Source organism: Ulvibacter sp. 2305UL32-6 (assembly GCF_058148545.1).
Map to the genome: position 1 here is coordinate 21,873 of NZ_JBYVKA010000005.1, position 19,200 is coordinate 41,072.

General features: G+C 38.3%; 19 protein-coding genes. 15 read left to right on the forward strand and 4 right to left on the reverse strand.

What is annotated here, in order from left to right; genetic code table 11:
- Positions 1 to 44: 44 nt before the first annotated feature.
- The 5 genes from ACY2RU_RS14985 (at position 45) to ACY2RU_RS15005 (ending at position 4,306) form a co-directional block, all read left to right on the forward strand.
- Positions 45 to 626, forward strand: coding sequence for a hypothetical protein (locus tag ACY2RU_RS14985; RefSeq protein WP_490139296.1), 582 nt, complete (start codon positions 45 to 47; stop codon positions 624 to 626).
- A 78-nt stretch (positions 627 to 704) separates the two neighbouring features.
- On the forward strand, positions 705 to 2,327 hold the full coding sequence (locus ACY2RU_RS14990) for a class I SAM-dependent methyltransferase (RefSeq protein ID WP_490139297.1): 1,623 nt from the start codon (positions 705 to 707) through the stop codon (positions 2,325 to 2,327).
- Between the two features lie 9 nt (positions 2,328 to 2,336).
- The gene (locus ACY2RU_RS14995) at positions 2,337 to 2,759 is read left to right on the forward strand and encodes a VOC family protein (protein WP_490139298.1); all 423 of its coding nucleotides are present in this window, start codon (positions 2,337 to 2,339) and stop codon (positions 2,757 to 2,759) included.
- Positions 2,760 to 2,761: 2 nt separating this feature from the next.
- Positions 2,762 to 3,802: an AI-2E family transporter gene (locus ACY2RU_RS15000; protein ID WP_490139299.1), complete on the forward strand. Its 1,041-nt coding sequence runs from the start codon at positions 2,762 to 2,764 to the stop codon at positions 3,800 to 3,802.
- Positions 3,803 to 3,868: 66 nt separating this feature from the next.
- Positions 3,869 to 4,306, forward strand: coding sequence for a YkvA family protein (locus ACY2RU_RS15005; protein WP_490139300.1), 438 nt, complete (start codon positions 3,869 to 3,871; stop codon positions 4,304 to 4,306).
- Positions 4,307 to 4,308: 2 nt separating this feature from the next.
- Here ACY2RU_RS15005 and ACY2RU_RS15010 read toward each other — a convergent pair whose 3' ends face one another.
- On the reverse strand, positions 4,309 to 5,187 hold the full coding sequence (locus ACY2RU_RS15010) for a bifunctional 5,10-methylenetetrahydrofolate dehydrogenase/5,10-methenyltetrahydrofolate cyclohydrolase (RefSeq protein ID WP_490139301.1): 879 nt from the start codon (positions 5,185 to 5,187) through the stop codon (positions 4,309 to 4,311).
- A gap of 146 nt (positions 5,188 to 5,333) precedes the next feature.
- A complete protein-coding gene (gene ffh / locus ACY2RU_RS15015) occupies positions 5,334 to 6,662 on the reverse strand; it encodes a signal recognition particle protein (protein WP_490139302.1) in 1,329 nt (442 codons plus the stop codon).
- 100 nt (positions 6,663 to 6,762) lie between these two features.
- On the opposite strand from ffh, the gene amrB reads away from it, so the two are divergent.
- Together amrB and ACY2RU_RS15025 are read left to right on the forward strand one after the other, a co-directional pair.
- On the forward strand, positions 6,763 to 7,878 hold the full coding sequence (gene amrB / locus ACY2RU_RS15020) for an AmmeMemoRadiSam system protein B (RefSeq protein WP_490139303.1): 1,116 nt from the start codon (positions 6,763 to 6,765) through the stop codon (positions 7,876 to 7,878).
- A 427-nt stretch (positions 7,879 to 8,305) separates the two neighbouring features.
- Entirely contained in the window at positions 8,306 to 9,073 is a 768-nt protein-coding gene (locus ACY2RU_RS15025; protein ID WP_490139304.1) for a hypothetical protein, read from the forward strand.
- Positions 9,074 to 9,146: 73 nt separating this feature from the next.
- Here ACY2RU_RS15025 and ACY2RU_RS15030 read toward each other — a convergent pair whose 3' ends face one another.
- Positions 9,147 to 10,004 carry a DUF4349 domain-containing protein gene (locus tag ACY2RU_RS15030; RefSeq protein WP_490139305.1) on the reverse strand — a complete coding sequence of 286 codons (858 nt, stop codon included), beginning with the start codon at positions 10,002 to 10,004 and terminating at the stop codon, positions 9,147 to 9,149.
- A gap of 133 nt (positions 10,005 to 10,137) precedes the next feature.
- Here ACY2RU_RS15030 and ACY2RU_RS15035 point away from each other — a divergent pair, with 133 nt between their 5' ends.
- Positions 10,138 to 11,037, forward strand: a complete 900-nt coding sequence (locus ACY2RU_RS15035) for a hypothetical protein (RefSeq protein WP_490139306.1) — start codon at positions 10,138 to 10,140, stop codon at positions 11,035 to 11,037.
- Positions 11,034 to 11,543, forward strand: coding sequence for a hypothetical protein (locus ACY2RU_RS15040; RefSeq protein ID WP_490139307.1), 510 nt, complete (start codon positions 11,034 to 11,036; stop codon positions 11,541 to 11,543). Before ACY2RU_RS15035 ends, ACY2RU_RS15040 begins: the two co-directional genes overlap by 4 nt.
- A gap of 7 nt (positions 11,544 to 11,550) precedes the next feature.
- On the opposite strand, the gene ACY2RU_RS15045 is transcribed toward ACY2RU_RS15040, so the two are convergent.
- Complete coding sequence (locus ACY2RU_RS15045) at positions 11,551 to 12,819, reverse strand: DEAD/DEAH box helicase (RefSeq protein ID WP_490139308.1); 1,269 nt, start codon at positions 12,817 to 12,819, stop codon at positions 11,551 to 11,553.
- Between the two features lie 181 nt (positions 12,820 to 13,000).
- Here ACY2RU_RS15045 and ACY2RU_RS15050 point away from each other — a divergent pair, with 181 nt between their 5' ends.
- The 6 genes from ACY2RU_RS15050 to ACY2RU_RS15075 all read left to right on the forward strand — a co-directional run bounded on the left by ACY2RU_RS15050 (position 13,001) and on the right by ACY2RU_RS15075 (position 19,195).
- Positions 13,001 to 14,485 carry a M28 family peptidase gene (locus ACY2RU_RS15050; protein WP_490139309.1) on the forward strand — a complete coding sequence of 495 codons (1,485 nt, stop codon included), beginning with the start codon at positions 13,001 to 13,003 and terminating at the stop codon, positions 14,483 to 14,485.
- A gap of 3 nt (positions 14,486 to 14,488) precedes the next feature.
- Positions 14,489 to 14,896: a hypothetical protein gene (locus ACY2RU_RS15055; protein WP_490139310.1), complete on the forward strand. Its 408-nt coding sequence runs from the start codon at positions 14,489 to 14,491 to the stop codon at positions 14,894 to 14,896.
- 256 nt (positions 14,897 to 15,152) lie between these two features.
- Positions 15,153 to 15,869 carry a hypothetical protein gene (locus ACY2RU_RS15060; protein ID WP_490139311.1) on the forward strand — a complete coding sequence of 239 codons (717 nt, stop codon included), beginning with the start codon at positions 15,153 to 15,155 and terminating at the stop codon, positions 15,867 to 15,869.
- A 101-nt stretch (positions 15,870 to 15,970) separates the two neighbouring features.
- The gene (locus tag ACY2RU_RS15065) at positions 15,971 to 16,522 is read left to right on the forward strand and encodes a hypothetical protein (RefSeq protein WP_490139312.1); all 552 of its coding nucleotides are present in this window, start codon (positions 15,971 to 15,973) and stop codon (positions 16,520 to 16,522) included.
- A 104-nt stretch (positions 16,523 to 16,626) separates the two neighbouring features.
- Positions 16,627 to 17,163 (forward strand): hypothetical protein, encoded by a 537-nt coding sequence (locus ACY2RU_RS15070; RefSeq protein WP_490139313.1) that lies wholly within the window; start codon positions 16,627 to 16,629, stop codon positions 17,161 to 17,163.
- Between the two features lie 52 nt (positions 17,164 to 17,215).
- Positions 17,216 to 19,195 carry a tetratricopeptide repeat-containing sensor histidine kinase gene (locus tag ACY2RU_RS15075; protein ID WP_490139314.1) on the forward strand — a complete coding sequence of 660 codons (1,980 nt, stop codon included), beginning with the start codon at positions 17,216 to 17,218 and terminating at the stop codon, positions 19,193 to 19,195.
- Positions 19,196 to 19,200 lie beyond the last annotated feature (5 nt).

A 19,200-nucleotide genomic window follows, 5' to 3' on the forward strand; every position in this document is an offset into this window, starting at 1 on the left:
ATACATTTCAATTAAAGTTTAAAAAAATAAAGTAAATTATAAATATGAAAAAGACCCTTTTTATTGCTGCCTTAGCCGGCCTCTTATTTGTACAATGCGGAAAAGATAAAGATCCATTTGCGATCACCAATGGCTCTATTGGACATTTGACCAAAGAGATCAAAATGAAACAACTCGATTCTATTTTTGCTCAAGATTCTATTGTAAAACTAAATCCCAGTGTAGACGCAATAGGTACGCAAGGGGAGGTTGAGATCTACGAAAAAGGAGGTAAAAAGCTTCTTCTGATCTCTCCAGATGATGAACGAGATCCAGAATCACCTATTACCTATATTCAGATCTTTGACGAACGCTTTACTACAGAAAAAGGGCTTAACAAAAACAGTACCTTTAAAGACATTAAAGCAAACTACGAAATTGCGGGCATTGAAAATGCTATCAATAGTGTTGTGGTCTTTTTAAAGAATAGTGATGTTTATATTACGATCGATAAAAAGGAACTTCCTGAGGATATTCGTTATAATTACAGTGCCAAAGTCGAAGCCACACAGATCCCCGAAACGGCTAAGTTTAAATATTTTATGGTTGGCTGGGATTTAGAAGAGCCTGCCGAAACTGAAGAATAACAAAAACTTAAACCCTCCCAAATGTGGAGGGTTTTTTTATACCTTAGTGCGGAAAGTTAATTATTAGAACTTTGCCTTATGCTTAACGCCACTGAAAAAAATACCTACCGCGAAGAACTCTTCCGTCATCTCGATGGAATTGCCGTTGCTCCTATTGCTTTTTCTTTAAAGGAAAATGGATTCTTAGACACTTTACTTGCTAAGAAAACTGCTTCGACACTTCAACTTTCCGAAGCATCTAACACTAATGAAGGATATCTTAATGTTGCGCTACGCGTTATAGCATCACAAGGATGGATCGATTATGAAGTTGACAATAAGCAGGATCTTGTCATGATTTCAACAAATACCAAGAGCGCCATTGCGTTTGAACATATTTCGAGATATGCTGATGTAGTGCACTTTATGAAGATTTCGGAAGCATTTCATCCACGGAAATTTGATCTTGAGCAATTTCAAGTGCTCGATAAAATTTACAAAAAGTACGTTTCAAAAGCCTATGCGCCCACTTCCGAAGAAAAAGAAATTTATACCATAGAAGCGCAAATTGAAAAACATATTGAAGGGGTTCTTGTGGGCCCAATGACGGTCTTTCTTGGCATGGACGGAATGTTCCACAAATATTTTATGGAAGCCTCTTTTAGCGCCGATGAGTTTCACGAAGATCCAGTGAGTTTTAGCAAGATCCTTGACTTTTTCACCTTCCTAGGGTGGTTCAGCAAAAAAAACGATCATTACCGTTTTACTAACAAAGGACTCTTCTTTGCAAGACGATCGTCTGCTTACGGCGTGACCGTATCGTATATTCCTACATTTCGGCGTGTAGATGAATTGGTCTTCGGAAATGCGAACATACTGCGTAGTTCCCTTCCACAAGCGACAGAAATTCATGTAGATCGAGAAATGAACGTTTGGGGAAGCGGTGGTGCACACGCGGCATATTTTAAAAAGATCGATGAAATCGTTATCGCTCTCTTTAATAAACCTATTGACGAACAACCCAAAGGCATTTTAGATATGGGGTGTGGAAATGGTGCATTTCTTATTCATCTATATGAAGTGATCGAACAACGAACCAAACGCGGACAAATACTGGAAGAGCATCCATTATTCCTTGTAGGGGTAGATTATAACAAGACCGCCCTTAAAGTCACGCGGGCTAATTTGGTCAAGGCAGACATTTGGGCAAAGGTAATCTGGGGTGACATTGGCGATCCAAAGCAGTTGGAAGAAGATATTCAGAGCAGCTATGAGATCGATCTTTCTGATCTACTAAATGTACGTACGTTTTTAGATCATAACAGACCATGGAGCGACCCTATAAAGGTTGAAAGCATCCCGCGAAGTACGTCTTCTGGTGCTTTTGTAAGCAGAGGCAAGCGCTTAAGTAACTCTATAGTAGAACAAAACCTCCGTGAACACTTTAGTAAGTGGGTACCCTATATTAATAAATTTGGACTACTCCTAATTGAGCTGCACACCTTAAAACCAGCACTTGTTTCAAAAAATTTGGGTAAAACAGCTGCCACTGCCTATGATGCTACACATGGATTGTCTGATCAATATATTGTTGAATTGGAAGTTTTTGAAAGCGTGATCGAATCAATTGGATTACATTCAAATCCTGATTATTTTTCTAAATTTCCAAATAATGAACTCGCTACAGTTAGCATACATTATTTAACAGGAAAAGCTATTTAAACATTACTTATGAGCACATTAAGACCTTTTCATCTGGCCATTCCTGTAGACGATCTGTCGGCTTGCAGAAAATTTTATCGTGACATCCTAGGGTGTGTCGAAGGCAGAAGCAGCGATCATTGGGCAGATTTTGACTTCTTTGGACATCAACTGGTTCTTCACATAAAAGCCACGACTTCTTCTGAAGAAAGCAGCAACCCTGTAGATGGACATGATGTTCCCATTCCACATTTTGGTGTTGTTTTAGATATGAATACATTTTGGAAACTTTCCGAAGCGCTCAAGGAAAAAAACATTACTTTTATCATTGAGCCCTACCTAAGGTTTAAGGGTCAAACCGGTGAACAGGCGACCATGTTCTTCAAAGATCCCTCGGGAAACGCTTTAGAGTTTAAAGCTTTTAAAAATATTGATCAATTATTCGCAACCTAACTATGTCTAAAGATAGCATTTCGCCAAAAATCATCCGACAACTCTTTATTTTGTTGCTCATCCTCTTTATGGGCATTCTCATATTCAGAGAGCTTCTACCCTATTTATCGGGTGTTTTAGGAGCCATCACCATTTATGTTATAATGAGACCTCTGATGGCTAAATTGCTTCGGAAACGTTGGAAACCTAATCTTGCCGCGACCTTACTCATGCTTCTTTCTTTTATAGGAATCTTAGTTCCAGTAACGGGTATTATTTTTATGCTCGGAAATAAGATAGGTGAGGCAACTCAAAACAGTGAACGTGTATTAACGGCTTTAAAGTCACAAATATCAACACTTGAACAAAAAGTAAACTACGATCTTAGCTCCCAGATTGATGTTGGTGCTATCTCAGGCTGGGTTTCTGAAAACCTACAAAGTTTTGCCGGCGGCACTTTCGATGTTTTTATCGCTGTAGGACTAATGTATTTTATGCTCTTTTACATGCTCACTAATCGTAAAATGCTTCGTGAATCTTTATATGAGTATATTCCTATCAACCGTGAAAATCTCAAAACCATTGGGAAAGAGGTTCAAAATATGGTTCGGTCAAATGCATTAGGAATTCCGATGGTTGCCATTGCGCAAGGTATCATTGCCTTAATTGGATTCCTAATCTTTGGCATTGAAGATCCTTTCTTTTGGTTTGTTATTGTAACCATAGGATCTATGATTCCCTTTGTGGGAACACTCATTGGAATACTGCCTGTGTTTATTTTAACCTTGTCTTCAGGCGATAGCTTTCAAGCATGGGGAATTCTTATCTATGGCTTGGTAGTGGTAGGATCAACCGACAATATTATCCGTCTTTATGTGCTTAAAAGAATTGATAACGTACACCCGCTTATTACCTTGATAGGCGTTATTGTTGGCGTACCTTTATTTGGGTTTATCGGACTTATTTTTGGACCCTTGTTAATAAGCCTGTTTATTGTTGTTGTACGTATATATCGCCAGGAATATGGCAAGCCTGTGCCAGTAAAGGAGGAAGAAGAATTATAGAATTTATAACAAAATTTTAAAAGACTTTAAATAAATTCTCTGCTATCTTTACGTAAAACTGCTTATATGCGCTTCGGAAAAAACAAAAAAACAGAAAAAGATAAAACCAAATTAGAACGTCTAATCGACGAAAAATTTGTGGGCGAAAAGGTCTCAAAAGTGGAAGACGGTGATGTTGAGATTCTTCTTGACAACCAAGAAGCTATAGAGAAAAAGCTAGCCGGGGCCAATTCTTTGACCAAGTATCTTGAACTAGGAAAAATCATGTTGGGTATGGTAAAAGATATCAAAAAAGGAGCCTATCAAAACGTTCCTTGGTTTACAATTGCAACCATTGTTATGGCTTTGCTCTATGTTTTAAACCCTATGGATCTTATACCTGATTTTATACCTGGCATCGGTTACTTAGACGATATCGCAATATTGTCTATTGGGGTTGGCTGGATAGAAACTGATCTCCATCGCTATCTCGATTGGAAGATTTCCGAAGGAAAAGGTATCTAATATTATTTAGCGCGTTGCTCTCTAGCAAGTAATGTATTTTTCAATAACATAGCAATAGTCATAGGGCCAACTCCGCCTGGAACGGGTGTGATAAAACTCGCCTTTTTACTTACGTTCTCAAAATCTACATCCCCGGTAATTACATAACCCTTTGGATGTGTGTCATCTTCTACGCGCGTAATACCTACGTCAATGATCACGGCATCATCCTTAACCATTTCAGCCTTTAAGAAATTAGGCACACCTAACGCAGAAATAATAATATCTGCCTGACTCGTAATTTGTGTAATATTTTTTGTATTGCTATGTGTTAAGGTTACCGTACTATTTCCTGGCCAACCTTTTCGGCTCATTAAGATACTCATAGGCCGCCCCACTATATGACTTCGGCCAATTACAACGGTATGCTTTCCTTTAGTATCTACATTATAACGCTCTAGCAATTCTAAGATCCCAAATGGAGTTGCAGGAATAAATGTACTCATATCCAGTGCCATTCTTCCAAAGTTTTCAGGATGAAATCCGTCAACATCTTTACTTGGATCAACCGACATCAATACCTTTTGTGTGTTGATCTGCGGCGGAAGCGGTAACTGAATAATAAAGCCGTCGATCTCATCGTTCTGATTTAAATCTTCAATAGTTTGTATCAATTCAATTTCACTGGTCGTGTGCGGCAACCGAATCATTGTCGATTCAAACCCTACACGTTTGCAGGAACGAACCTTACTTCCAACGTACGTCAAACTTGCACCATCATCACCCACGATAACCGCAGCCAAATGCGGCACTTTCTCTCCGTTCGCTTTCATTTTTGCAACTTCCGCAGCAATTTCATCTTTAATATCGTTGGATATTTTTTTACCGTCGAGAATAGTCATAGTTTCAGTTTTCAGTTTTAGTTGACAGTCAAAAGACAATTATTCAACATTAAACGTATTAGGATTATTTATCATGAAGTGTATTAACGTATCCTTTGCAAACCGTTTACTGCAACCGTTCACTTAGGCGAAACAAACGCTCTTGTTTATTTCATTTTCCCCATCATCTGCATCATCTTACGACCACCGCCGCCTTGCATCATCTTCATCATTTTGCTCATTTGGTCAAATTGCTTCAGTAGTTGGTTTACTTGAGTAACTGAAGTACCGCTTCCTTTTGCGATACGTTTTTTTCTTTGTCCATTGATCACTGAAGGTGTACTGCGCTCATGTGGTGTCATCGAATGAATAATCGCTTCAATATGTACAAAAGCGTCATCATCGATATCAACATCTTTAAGCGCCTTTCCAGCACCAGGGATCATTCCTACAAGATCTTTCATAGACCCCATTTTCTTAACCTGCTGTATTTGTTTTATAAAATCATCAAAGCCAAATTGGTTCTTAGCAATTTTCTTCTGAAGTTTTCTAGCTTCTTCTTCATCAAATTGTTCTTGAGCACGTTCAACTAAGGAAACAACATCTCCCATCCCCAGAATTCGATCTGCCATACGATTTGGATAGAAAACATCGATAGCATCCATCTTCTCACCTGTACCAATAAACTTGATCGGTTTATTTACCACAGATTTAATCGAAATAGCAGCACCACCTCGAGTATCACCATCTAGTTTGGTAAGTACAACTCCATCAAAATCGAGACGTTCGTTAAATGTCTTTGCAGTATTAACAGCATCTTGCCCTGTCATCGAATCGACCACAAAAAGTGTTTCCTGCGGATTGATCGCTTTATAAACATTTTCGATCTCGGTCATCATCTGCTCATCTACAGCCAAACGACCTGCGGTATCGACGATAACCACATTATGTCCGTTGGCCTTGGCATGCGCAATAGCATTGGTTGCAATGGCTACCGGATCCATATTGCCTTCTTCCGAATACACCTCAACTCCAATTTGATCACCAACTACATGCAACTGATTTATCGCTGCTGGTCTGTAGATATCACAGGCTACCAATAATGGTTTTTTTGATTTTTTGGTTTTCAGATAATTAGCCAGCTTCCCAGAAAAAGTAGTTTTACCACTACCTTGAAGACCCGACATTAATATGACCGATGGAGAACCCTGTAAATTAATTCCCGCGGCATCGCCCCCCATAAGCTCCGTAAGCTCGTCTTTTACGATCTTGACCATCAACTGCCCTGGCTGTAAGGTAGTAAGTACATCCTGACCTAGGGCCTTTTCCTTTACACGAGCCGTAAAATCTTTAGCGATCTTAAAGTTAACATCGGCATCAAGTAATGCACGGCGCACTTCTTTGAGTGTTTCGGCTACATTAACTTCTGTTATGCTACCGTGACCTTTAAGAACGTGGAGCGCTTTATCTAACTTATCACTTAAATTATTAAACATGTTGAATGATTTTTATCGGATTGCAAATATAATGATATGCCAAAGGGAAAGCAAGTGGGTTTTAATGAAAGTTATATGAGGAAAGTCTAAACTTTGAAGCATGAATAATCATTTGTATCTTCCTATCATGAAAATAACATTGCTTTTACTTACTACTTCGTTATTTTTATTTGCTTGCAAGCAAGACAAAACATACAATGCAATTGAGAGCCAAGGAATCAGTTTTGCAACAGTTAGACCCATTCAAGATACTATTGGGTTTGCTCAATATTCTTGGCAACTGGACAGTATTATCGACAGAATTGCCGCTGAAGACAAAACACCTATAGCAGCAACATACAAAGCAGCTATTTCTCCGCACGATGATTATGCGTATGCTGGCGGACTTTTCTACAAAACACTTAAAGGTATTAAGGCTAAAACGGTTATATTGATAGGTGTCGCTCATCGCGCTACAAATTTTGACCTACAAGACAAACTTATCTTTGACAGCAACACCTATTGGAATGCTCCCAATGGACATATTAAAATTTCACCCCTTCGCGATTCGTTGATCGCAAAGCTTCATGCCAATACCTTTATCGTTCATGATTCAATGATGGCTTTAGAACATTCATTGGAAGCCATAACACCTTTTCTTCAGAAAATGAATCCGCAAGTGGAAATTGTACCAATACTAGTTCCATTTATGAAATTTGAGGATATGAAGCGATTTTCCGAAGACCTTTCAAACGTTTTGGCGCAACAATTGAAATTGCAGAATCTGGCGTATGGCAAAGACATAGCCATCGTAATTTCTAATGATGCCATCCACTACGGAAATACAGACTGGGGAGGGGGCGATTTGGCTCCTTTTGGAGTTGATGAAGCAGGCAATAAAAAAGCGCTTGAAAAAGACAGACGTATTATTGACTTTTGTTTATTAGATCCCATTTCCGAAGAAAAAATAAGAACTTTCAATCTATTTACTGTGAACCCAAATGATTACAAATCTTACAATTGGACCTGGTGTGGCAGATATTCTGTGCCCTTCGGGCTCCTAACCGCAAATAAATTAAACCAAAAACTTTATGGAGAACCACTCTTTGGAACTCTTGTCGATTACCGTTCGAGTCTTACCGATCCGCACATTGAAGTAATTGATATTGGCATGGGACATACAGCACCAGCCTCAGAAACACATTGGGTGGCGTTTGTAGGTGTTGGTTATGAGTAGAATTGAGATTGAGTAAGACAACACTTTCCGACTTGGCATTTTTGCGAGAAAAAATATTTGAAGGCTGGGTATTAGGCCTTAGTTTTAAATAATATAAACTATCCATATTTCGTTCTCAATAACCAAAGCCTGGATCTTCCGTCATCCGCCTTTTTCCCCTTTCGAATTAGCTGATAAAATTTTAACGATTTTTTTCTAATACGTGATCCGTACTCTTATAAAAATCATATATCCAAAACTTTACGTATCTTAGGTAAGAATTGTACCCGCAAAAAAGATGTTTCGCGCTAAGAACTAAACGCCTTCAATTATAATTTTTGCAATGGGATGCCACATCACTAACTTTTAGGGTGATTCTCACTATTTTAAGTTTGCTTTCTTCGGAAGTCAAATTTACCCGCTACAAACCAAATAACACACTTTTATCATGAAATTTCAATTCACCTCTATGTTGTTGCTCGTTATTGCGGCAAGTTCTCCCCTAGTTCTTTTAGCACAGTCTAATACCGAATCACAGGCATATTGGGTTCATGAGGACCCTGTTTATCCCGCCAAAGTCGCTGAATATGAAGCATACTGTGAATCTTTAGCAGAAAATTGTGCTAAATACAATATTCAAAAAGCCAATTGGTTTACCGTTTCTACTGAAGACCTGCGCTATTTTCACCTATCTCCTATTTCCAACATGGCCGATCTAGATAAGAGTCGGTTTTCGGTCTTAGAAAATAAAATGGGAGCCGAAGAATTTGATGCTCTTTTTGAAAATTTTGACAGTTGTTACGACTCCCACAGTGATTATATTATTCATCTAGACCCAGAGCTTTCATATATGCCAAACGGCCTACAAGTCATTACAGAAGGCCAAGAATTTAGGGAACTTCAATTTTGGTATTCTACAGCTCAAAACTACAACAAACTGTTAGACATGGCCAGACAGTTTAAGGCGCTATACGAAAAGAAAAACTCTCCAGAACACTACCGCGTATATCGCAGCGGATTTGGTGCTCCAGGGCAGTTTATCATCGTTTCAATTTCTGCCAAAAACGCAGCAGAGTATGCACGCATATACGAAGAAAACAAGGTCTTGCTTGGCGCCGAACGCGATCAAATTTACAACAAGCTTTTAAGCTCCATTATTCGAGTTGACAAACTCAATGGTTATATGCGCATGGATTTGTCTTATTCGCCAAAATAAACAGCTGAAATATGCAGTAATCCATACTTAACTGGCTTACTGCATATTTTTTTTTCGCTAAATACCATGAGGTTTAACGCAGTTTTTTTCTAAAAACAAATAACAACCCAATTAGAACTAAAAAGAGTGGCCAAATGTGAATACAAAAAAGGACAATCGTCTCTATTATTTCCCACCCAAATGCAAATCCTTTTTTAGATTTATCGCCAAAGCTTTTCTCGTAACTTGTAGGCTCCTCTTTATATTCTACAGTTTCGAAAAGATCAACTTGAATGGTGCTATACGCAACTTTTCCGCTTAGGTATTTAAGTCGACCTTGTGCAGATTCAATTTCTTCTTGGAGCAAACGCAACTTATCTTCGGTTGCCAAAATATCTTCAACGGTCTTGGCGTTTCGTCTTAAAATATCCTCGTAACGCGCTTTAACTTCAAGCTTCGTTTTTAGGCGGGCTTCTATATCTACATACTCTTCTGTAACATCTTTGGTGCTAATATTTTCGAATTCAACAAAGAACGCTACGCTTTTAATTGAATCTATAACGGCATCGAAATGAGCTTGAGGAATCTTGATAGTAAACCGATTTTGCTTTTCATACAGAGTATTCTCAAAACGCAAGTCGGAAATATAGCCACCATAATCTGTAGCGATATCCTTCACTATTTTTGTAGCATCCTTAACGTTCTCTACTTTATAACGAGCATTGGCAGTTTTAATGATCTTAAGTTCCTTCGGAACAAATTGGGAAGGTTCATCTGTCGTTACATTAGGACTTGGGCTCATTTCGGCTCCCTCGAAAGAATCGGTTATATCAACTTCAGAAATTGCCATAGACTCTTTATAACTTCCCTGTTGATTACATGCGTGTAATGTGATTAACACCAAAATAACCATCCCCATTTTAGCAATTGATTTCATACCATTTGTCTTCATAATTTTATATTTTTAAGAATTATTAAAACAAACCTAGCCAATGCAGCGTGCGACCCTTTGTATAACAATTGCAAAACGATTGTAAACTATTTTACAATTTTTAATCATCTTATTTTCAACACCTTAAATTCATTTGAACGCAGCAGATTCACATCTCTTTTCTTTATTAAAACAGGCTGTTGCGCGTGTTTTTTTGGAGAAAAACCACGCGCCAAAAAACATTAGTGATTGGAAAGGAGAAGATATTATTGCTTTTCAGGAAGACCTGTTTGCAAAAACCAATGGTCGGGTGAGCGAAAAATGGTTCTACACCTATTTTAAAAACAAACCTACCAAGCTTCCGCGTATTGACATGCTCAACTTGCTTTGTACTTATTCCGAAGAACAAAACTGGCATGCCTTTCAGGCAAAACATTCCGAGTCGCAAAAAACCCTTCCGAAGAATAGACGCAGAGCACAATGGCTAATTTTTAGCGGACTCCTAATCGTTTTATTTACAATGTATTTCCTTCGAAAGAAAAATAATACCTTCCAATTTTGTATGATAGATGAGGATCGAAAAGAAGCGATCACCCAAATCCCTATCGATATTAAGATCCTTCAAAAGAACCTATCACCTATTTATATAAAAACCGATAGTTTAGGCTGTTTCACTTATGTTTCTTCGGAAGAGATCATTCATTTTGTAATACAATCACCCTATCATAAAACAGACACAATAATACGTCACATCAACGGGAACGCAAACAGCGTCATACCAGTTAGAACCGATGATTATGCGCTGATGTTACAATACTACAGCAATGGCAACACGGGCGAGGTTCAAAAGCGACAAACGCAACTGCGACAACTGATAGCAGCCGATGCAGAAATTTATCAATTATTCCCGCAGCACAGTGGTGTTGAGCTTTACTCGAAAGATGATTTTATAGCAAAGCTGTTGATCCCAACCAGTAGTTTAAAACATATTAAAATTTTGGATAAGCGCTATACAAATGGTAAGATCACCAAACTTAAATTTATCATTCAATGAAAAAAATAATGCTGTTCGCTTTTCTCCTGATCACCATTTCGTGTAGCAATAACCGTAAAATGGAGGAAACTATGACTATCAATGATGCCGAAAGCGCACCGGCCATTGAAACACTCGATCAAACCGCACGTATGGCCCTTGATTACAACTTTTTAGCAAAGCAAAAATTTCAAGACTATCTCGATCTATTGACACTACAAATAGCGCATCCAGAGTTTAATGAAAGTACTGAGGTCTTGCTGAATAAGATCGCTCCAAACACTTTGACAATACCTGCTTCGGAAGAAATAACACTTCAAAAGTTTGATGTTATACGCTCGGAATCAATAATAGCAAAAGAAAATATTTCACTTCTTTTTGAATACGAAATACAAACACCACAAGGCACTTATTTGGATACTATTGTAGGTGATTTTAAACGCACCCAAATTGTGTTAGATGATAAAACGACGACAAATACGCAATTGACATTACACAATTACAACAAGCAGAAAAATGTTCCTTAAGCAAATATTAGCTTCTATTTCTACTGCGATTGTTTCTACCTTGTCCTTTAGAGCCAGCAGGTTTTTTGTTGCGTGATTGTTGTCTTCCTCGTTGATTTTGAGCTTTGTTTTCAGCCTTTTTCTCTAAAATTTCATGTAGAGATTCGGTTGGTTCAAACCCTGACAGCACTTCACTTTCCAAGCGCTCACCCAAGAGTTTTTCGATCCCGCGAACATATTCATTTTCATCTACACTCACGATAGAAATCGCTTCACCGCTAGCTCCTGCTCTACCTGTACGACCAATTCGGTGTACATAGTCTTCGGGAATATTTGGCAATTCGTAGTTAATTACATGAGGCAATAACGGAATATCGAGTCCGCGTGCAGCAATATCGGTAGCAACTAAAACGTTAACGCGACCACTTTTAAAACCCGCAAGTGCTTTTGTGCGTGCACCCTGACTTTTATTACCGTGGATGGCTGCAGAAGAGATCCCAGCCTTATCGAGTTTTTCTGCCAAACGGTTTGCACCGTGTTTGGTTCTTGTAAAGATGAGCACTTGCTGCCAATTTCCTTCGGAAATAAGCTTGATCACAAGATCTGTTTTCATTGCCTTATTGGTACGATAAACGATCTGATCTATTTTATCTACCGTTGTATTCTCTGGGGTTGCTTCCACTAGCACAGGATTGTGAAGGAAGCTATTTGCCAATTGTTTGATCTCTTTCGAAAAAGTAGCTGAAAACAATAGATTTTGACGTTTTTTTGGCACAAGCGCCAGAATTTTTTTAATATCCCTCAGGAAACCCATATCGAGCATTCGGTCTGCTTCATCCAATACCAGTATCTCAACCTTAGATAAAGACAGGGCATTTTGATTTTCCAGATCTAATAAACGACCGGGAGTCGCTACCAGAATATCAACTCCTTGTCGCAAGGTTTTAATTTGTGGATTGGCGTTAACACCTCCAAAGATCACCATGGATCGAATATCGATAAATTCACTATATGTTTTTACATCTTCTAGAACCTGTGCCGCCAGTTCGCGTGTTGGAGTTAAAATAAGGGCACGGATAGGACGATTGCGAAGTGGTGCTTCACTACTTAATATTTGTAGCATAGGCAAGGTAAACCCAGCAGTTTTACCAGTTCCTGTTTGCGCCGATGCCAAAACATCTTTGCGTTCTAATATTTTTGGGATGGCTTTTTTTTGAATTGGAGATGGGGTAGTGTATCCTTTTTTGCTTACAGCTTTAAGCAGGGCAGCAGACAGGCCCAACGATTGAAATGACATAAAAATTGTTTGTAGCGCGACACCATGTAGGTGGTGCAATGCCTAATTGAAGTGCAAAGATACAGCTAATTTTCTGCGCAAACATTTTAATCAGTTCACAGTCGGATAACTTTACTTATATTTATTGAATGATTTTCCGCTTACGTCTAGCTTCAGAAATCAAAAAACCATACCTATAATTATGAAACAAATTGCATTTTTTAGCTTATTTCTTCTTTCGTTTTCAGTCCTTTTTGGTCAAACAGAAAAACAAAAAGTGATCCAAACAGTAAATAAAAGTACCATTGAAGGTCAAATTTATTTTTTAGCCGATGATCTACTCAAAGGTCGCGAAACGGGAACTCCGGAAAACAAAATCGCCGCCTCATATTTGGCAAATACCTTACGTGGATATGGTGTAAAACCCAGTCCGGTAAATGGGACCTACTATCAGACTTTTCAACTGGAAAAGGTGACTCCGCCACAAAAAATGAGCATGAAAATTAATAATATTACCTACAGCGATTTTGTAGCTATCCAACCGGCCGGATTAAATTTTAAAGGTGATGCGATCTATATGGGTTATGGCCTGGAGGATGATTATGCAAAAGCGAATGTAAAAGGAAAATTGGTTGTTATTGACGCTGGAAGTCCAACTACCAAAGATACCCGTGATGCATTTGACATAAGAGGAAAAAAGGCTGAACTTGCTGAAGCAGCCGGTGCTGCCGGTCTCGTAGAATTTGTAGATACGAATGAAAATATCTGGAACTTTATTCAACATGATTTCAACTCAAGCAAACTCAGTTTGTTAAAAGGTGCGAGTGATCCTTCTCAGAAAATGAATGGCTTTACTCATATTTGGGCGCTAAATCCAAATGGAGGTTTTACTCAAAAGATGAAGCCGCAAACCGATATGCTGGCAACGATACAAGTAGATGCAGCTAAGAAATCGCGTGTCACAACACAAAATGTTATTGGCGTTGTAGAAGGAACAGACCCAACTCTAAAAAATGAATATATCATCTACTCTGCGCATTATGATCATGTGGGTGTTGGTACGCCTGATGAAACTGGCGATACAATTTATAATGGCGCTCGCGATAACGCCATAGGAACAACAACCGTGCTTAGTATGGCCGCAAATCTCGCAAAATACCCTACCAAACGTTCCGCTCTTTTTATATTATTTACGGGGGAAGAAAAAGGATTATTGGGAAGTGAATATTATGTTGAGCATCCTGTATTACCTTTAAAACAAATGGTTTTTTGCTTTAACAGTGATAATGGCGGATACAATGATACTTCTTTGGCAACTATCATTGGGTTGCCACGAACCACCGCTGCTGCCAATATAAAGGCGGGGGTTTCAGCATTTGGCCTCACCGCTATTGATGATCCAGCGCCCGAACAAGGTCTCTTCGATCGAAGTGACAATGTTCATTTTGCAGCCAAAGGAATCCCAGCTCCAACGTTTTCATTAGGATTCACGGCTTTTAATGGCGATGTGACCAAGTATTATCACAGGCCCGGTGATCATGCGGATAATTTGGATTATGACTATTTAGAAAAATTTTTTAGAGCCTACGTGATGACAGGGCGTATGATTGGTAACGATCCGGTTACTCCTGTGTGGACCTCAGGGGATAAATATGAGGCAACGAGTAAAGCACTTTACAAAAACTAAAGTTTGAAAAAGAAACCACAACCCTATATTTTTCTGATCCTTCTCGGATTTCTTATACAATGTACTATGCCTGCTTCGGATTCAATAATTTATTATACTGATCAAAACAACAATAGGTACACGATCAGCCCTGACACCCTAAGCTATCTTCCTATTAAAAAAGAAAACAGTTCTTCCGGCGAATATGATGGTGGTGATTCTGCTACGGTAGCCTTATCGAAAAAGGAGTATAAAACGATCTCAGAAAAAGCATTAGAATTACTCGCCGACACATCAAAACACACTAATAAACGCATGATGATGACTTCTATTATTGCGTTAAAAGAGCCTTCGGAAAGAGCCACTTTAGTGAAATCAAAAAAACGAACCGACTTTGAGAACCTACTAAACGAACTGCTGAAGACAGATTGACTTGCCTTCCTTTTCGATCTTTAATCTAAAACCGCCAACAATTTTGTAAGGCGGTTTTTTTATTCCGAAGAAAAACAAATCCTTGAAATATCCTATACTTCATAAGGCTCAGAGGGCTTTTTATACATCAAAAAAGCCTCTAAGGGTTTTCATACATTTTTAAAACCTCACAGAATTCTTTGATACAGAGATGATTATGTGGTTGTAGTTTAGCACCAGAAATAATAATCAAATTATAATCTTTAAACCTTACATTATGAAATTAAGTATCAAATTAACAATCGTCGCATTCATTTTTGCAGCATTCACATTTCAAACACAAGCACAATCATCTTGCGCCAGAGTATTGAAATCAAAAACAGGAAAAGTATATTCGGCAAATCCTGGAGTTTTATCAGCCGTAGCAACTTCAAATCAAGTAACCGTACGTGTTCGTAAAACGGGAGGTAAAGCTGAAACCCAAATTAACATCTTAGTTAACGGGCAGATGCAACCAAACCCGATGGAATACGATAACGGGAAACTAATTCCTTCAGGCTGGAAAACTAGAACCATTAATAACGCCAACGGAAAAACCATTAAGGTGCAAATAGTAAACCAATCTGTTGCCAACACCTTTAGCTATGAAGCTAAGATTGAAGGTATGAGCGGAAACATCACAACAACTGGAGCTCCCGTAACAGGAACACTTTACGGACAAACAAACAAAACTATTTACACCAATGCTTCTTGTACCGGAAAAGCTCGAATCATTGTTCGTAGAACAAGTGGAAAAGCTAGAGGAAACATTCGTGTGTGGGAAAAAGTAGGGAGCAGTTGGAATTTAAAAAACGGAGCTGGCGAAATGCTAGAGCAAAATGAGGCTAACGACATTTTTGTAGTAAACTCAAGTCGTCCGTTAAAAATTGAATTGCGTAACGTATCAGTTGGAAACAAGGTAGGATACAAAATGAATGCAGTAGCAGCCAACTAATTTAGTTAATGCATTATTAGAAATCGGTTTTCAATGCATCTTGTTGGAAGCCGATTTTTTTCTTCGGAAGTATTTTAGAATAATACCAAAAGAACCTCATTATGAAAAATATACTCACTTTAATCATTTTGCTTTTTGCAATGCAAGCCGTGATCAACGCACAGGAATGTAGTAAAGATCTCGCCCTTGTCAACTCACTTTTTGAAAAGATTTCACTGGAACAAGCCCTTACCGATCCAGATGCCATTATCGCAGAATTTGACAATCTTAAAAGTTCGTTAGGTGGTCTATCGGCTATGAGCCTTAAAAAAGATACTCCTAAAATGCTTTTCCTAAATGGAAAGGAGAAAAAAGGAGCCATTAAAAAAGGTAAAAAACGTGTTTATGTTACTTCCTTAATTCCGAAGGAATCATTACTAATCACAGTTTCAAATCCGCTGCAAATTACGCAGGCCAACATTGTGATCTGCGCACATAGCAAAACTGGAAAGACCGAAAACCTTGAATACTACCAAATCACTGAAGAAACCGTGCTCGAAACGATGGAATTTCCTTTAAATAATATCAAAGGTAAGATCATTAGCATCACCATTAATAATAATCAAAGCGACGAAAAGCTCGCATTCACTATCAAAGCTAACTATATACTGTAAGTTAAAGACTACATGAAAACATGTAGTTTTTACCACTCATAGAATTCTTTGATAATCAATTCAATACCAAACGCTACCTTGTGGTAGCCTATAAATTTTACATTATGAAATATGCAATCATTCTTTTAATGTTTCTCCCTATGTTAACAAATGCACAACCACAGATTTACGCTATTGAACCCGTTCCAAATAATGAAGTTGCTTATACTGGTGATCTTTCTGAAGGAATTGTTTTAGACGATCTATCTTGGGCATGGGATAGCTCAATCGCTTGTTTTCCTGAAACCCAGCGTAGTAAATTTACCGGAAAACATTTGTTCTTTACGGGCATTATTCCAAAATACAGTGAAATGACCGTTACTGTTGTGCCAGATGACCCAACGGCAAATTTCAGTATCTATGCTTACGAAATTGGCGTAAACAACACCGACTTGGTTCCAAATCTGTCTAGTTGTATTCGTTGCGAAGCCGATCATAAACGGGAACGTAATTTTGTTGGAAAGGAACCGCAAAATCACACGAGAACAGTATCCAATTTGGTAGCGATCAATAGGGAATACCGTGTGGTTATTGGTGTAACAGGTGCTGATGGATTGGAAGAAGGAACGTTTACGTTGATCGTAGCAACGAAAAGCAGATAAACACATAACATTTACGACCTAAAAATTCATATCTTTTAAGTATGAATATTTAATGAAAATTTTAAAATCACATATTGCTATTAACTTCGGGTTGGCCCTTTTTTTAGGATGCCAACCCATCGTTTTGTTTGGCCAGCAAGATGCTAAAGCTCATATTGACAGTGTTCTTACCATAGTAAAAAAGCAAAATATAAAAACGCAGGATCAGACCTATGAAGATCTGGGTATTTTTATTCTTCGGAAATACAAACCCGACGACGCAACTCCATTATATCAATACTCGTTACAAAAAGATAGCACTGACCGTGCGAAACTTTGGTTATACGACTCCTATTCTAAAAATCTATCGCGACGAGGTTATCTTGACGAGGCTATTGCCCTAAAAGAACAAGGAATTGCCTTAGCAGAAAAACTTGAAGCAGAACGAGTCTATATATTTTACCATATTTCGTTAGCAAACTCCTATCTCTCAAAAAATAAGCCCGATAAAGCATTACAGCTTCTCAATCTGGTAGAACCTATTGCAGAAAAAGACGTAAATCGAGATCTACTTAGCAACATCTATTACAATAAGGGTATAGCATACAGTAATTTAAACGAACTTGATAAAGCCGAGTCCTTCTATCTAAAGATGTACGAGGTTGTTAAGAATTATGAAAATAATCCACGTAAACGATTTGCCATCTACGTCTTGGTCGATTTTTATGCTCAAATAGACAAACCGTTACAACTTACTAAGTTTACCGAACTGCTGTCACAATTATATCTCGACGCTCATCCCGATATGCCTGCGGGTCATATGCCCATAAAGCAGATCTTTGCCAATAAATTAGATCCTGAAAACATCCCCAGATATCAAAAAGCTATTTGGGTAAGTGATAGTTTAAAGAGCTACAACTCATTTTTACACACAACAGCAGCGCTAACCAATGTTTACAATTATATGGGGCAACCGCAAAAGGCGATCCCCTATCTCAAACATGCCGAAACCGTATTCAAATCTATCAACAAGCCATCACAATTATTAGATGTCTATACGCTGTTAACCACAACAGAAGCAAATGCTAAGAATTTTGAAGAGGCGTATAATTACAAGCTCTTACAGGCTTCCATGCAGGATAGTCTAACTTCGGAAAAAATGCAGCAAAATATTGCCGAGTTGGAAATTAAGTTTGAAACCGAGAAAAAAGAGCGAGAACTTGTTGAGCAAAAAATCGACCTTGATAATAAAACAAGAGAAAGTAATCAATCTCGCTATGCGCTAATTGCTCTGGGTATACTATCGCTGATATTATTGGTCTTCTTTCGGTATCGCTTAAAATCACAAAAGACTATTGCGTCACAGACCGAGGCGCTTCAGTTACAAAAAATAACCGATCTCCAGCAAAAAAATAAGTTACTCGCTATGAGTAGCATGATTGAAGGACAGGAGGCAGAACGTCTTCGTATTGCAAAAGATCTTCACGATAGTCTCGGTGGCTTGCTCAGTACGGTGAAAGCTCATTTTACAACCATACAAAATGAGATCATTCAGCTTGAAAAATTTAACCTAACCGAAAAAACCAATGTACTAATAGACGAAGCTTGCGCCGAAGTTCGCCGAATCTCACACAATATGATGCCGCAGGCCTTAAGCATTTCTGGCTTAAAAGGTGCCATAGAAGATCTAGGAGATCAATTACAAGAGCAAGGGTATATAACCACGGTCGAACTCACCAACCTTCCAGAGAAGATAGATCCCACAAGGGAAGTCATGATCTATCGGTTATTACAAGAGATTTTATCGAATATTCGAAAACATTCAAATGCAAAAACCATCCTGCTACAACTTCTTGGACATCAAAACGAAATAAACATTATTGTAGAAGATGATGGCGAAGGCTTTGACTATTCCGAAGAAATCAAAAAAGGAGGCCTTGGCCTTAAAAGTATTAATAGTAGGGTACAATATCTTGATGGAACAATTAATTGGGATACAAAACTAGACAAGGGCACAACCATTAACATAACCATTCCTGCTGATGTTTCATAAATCCA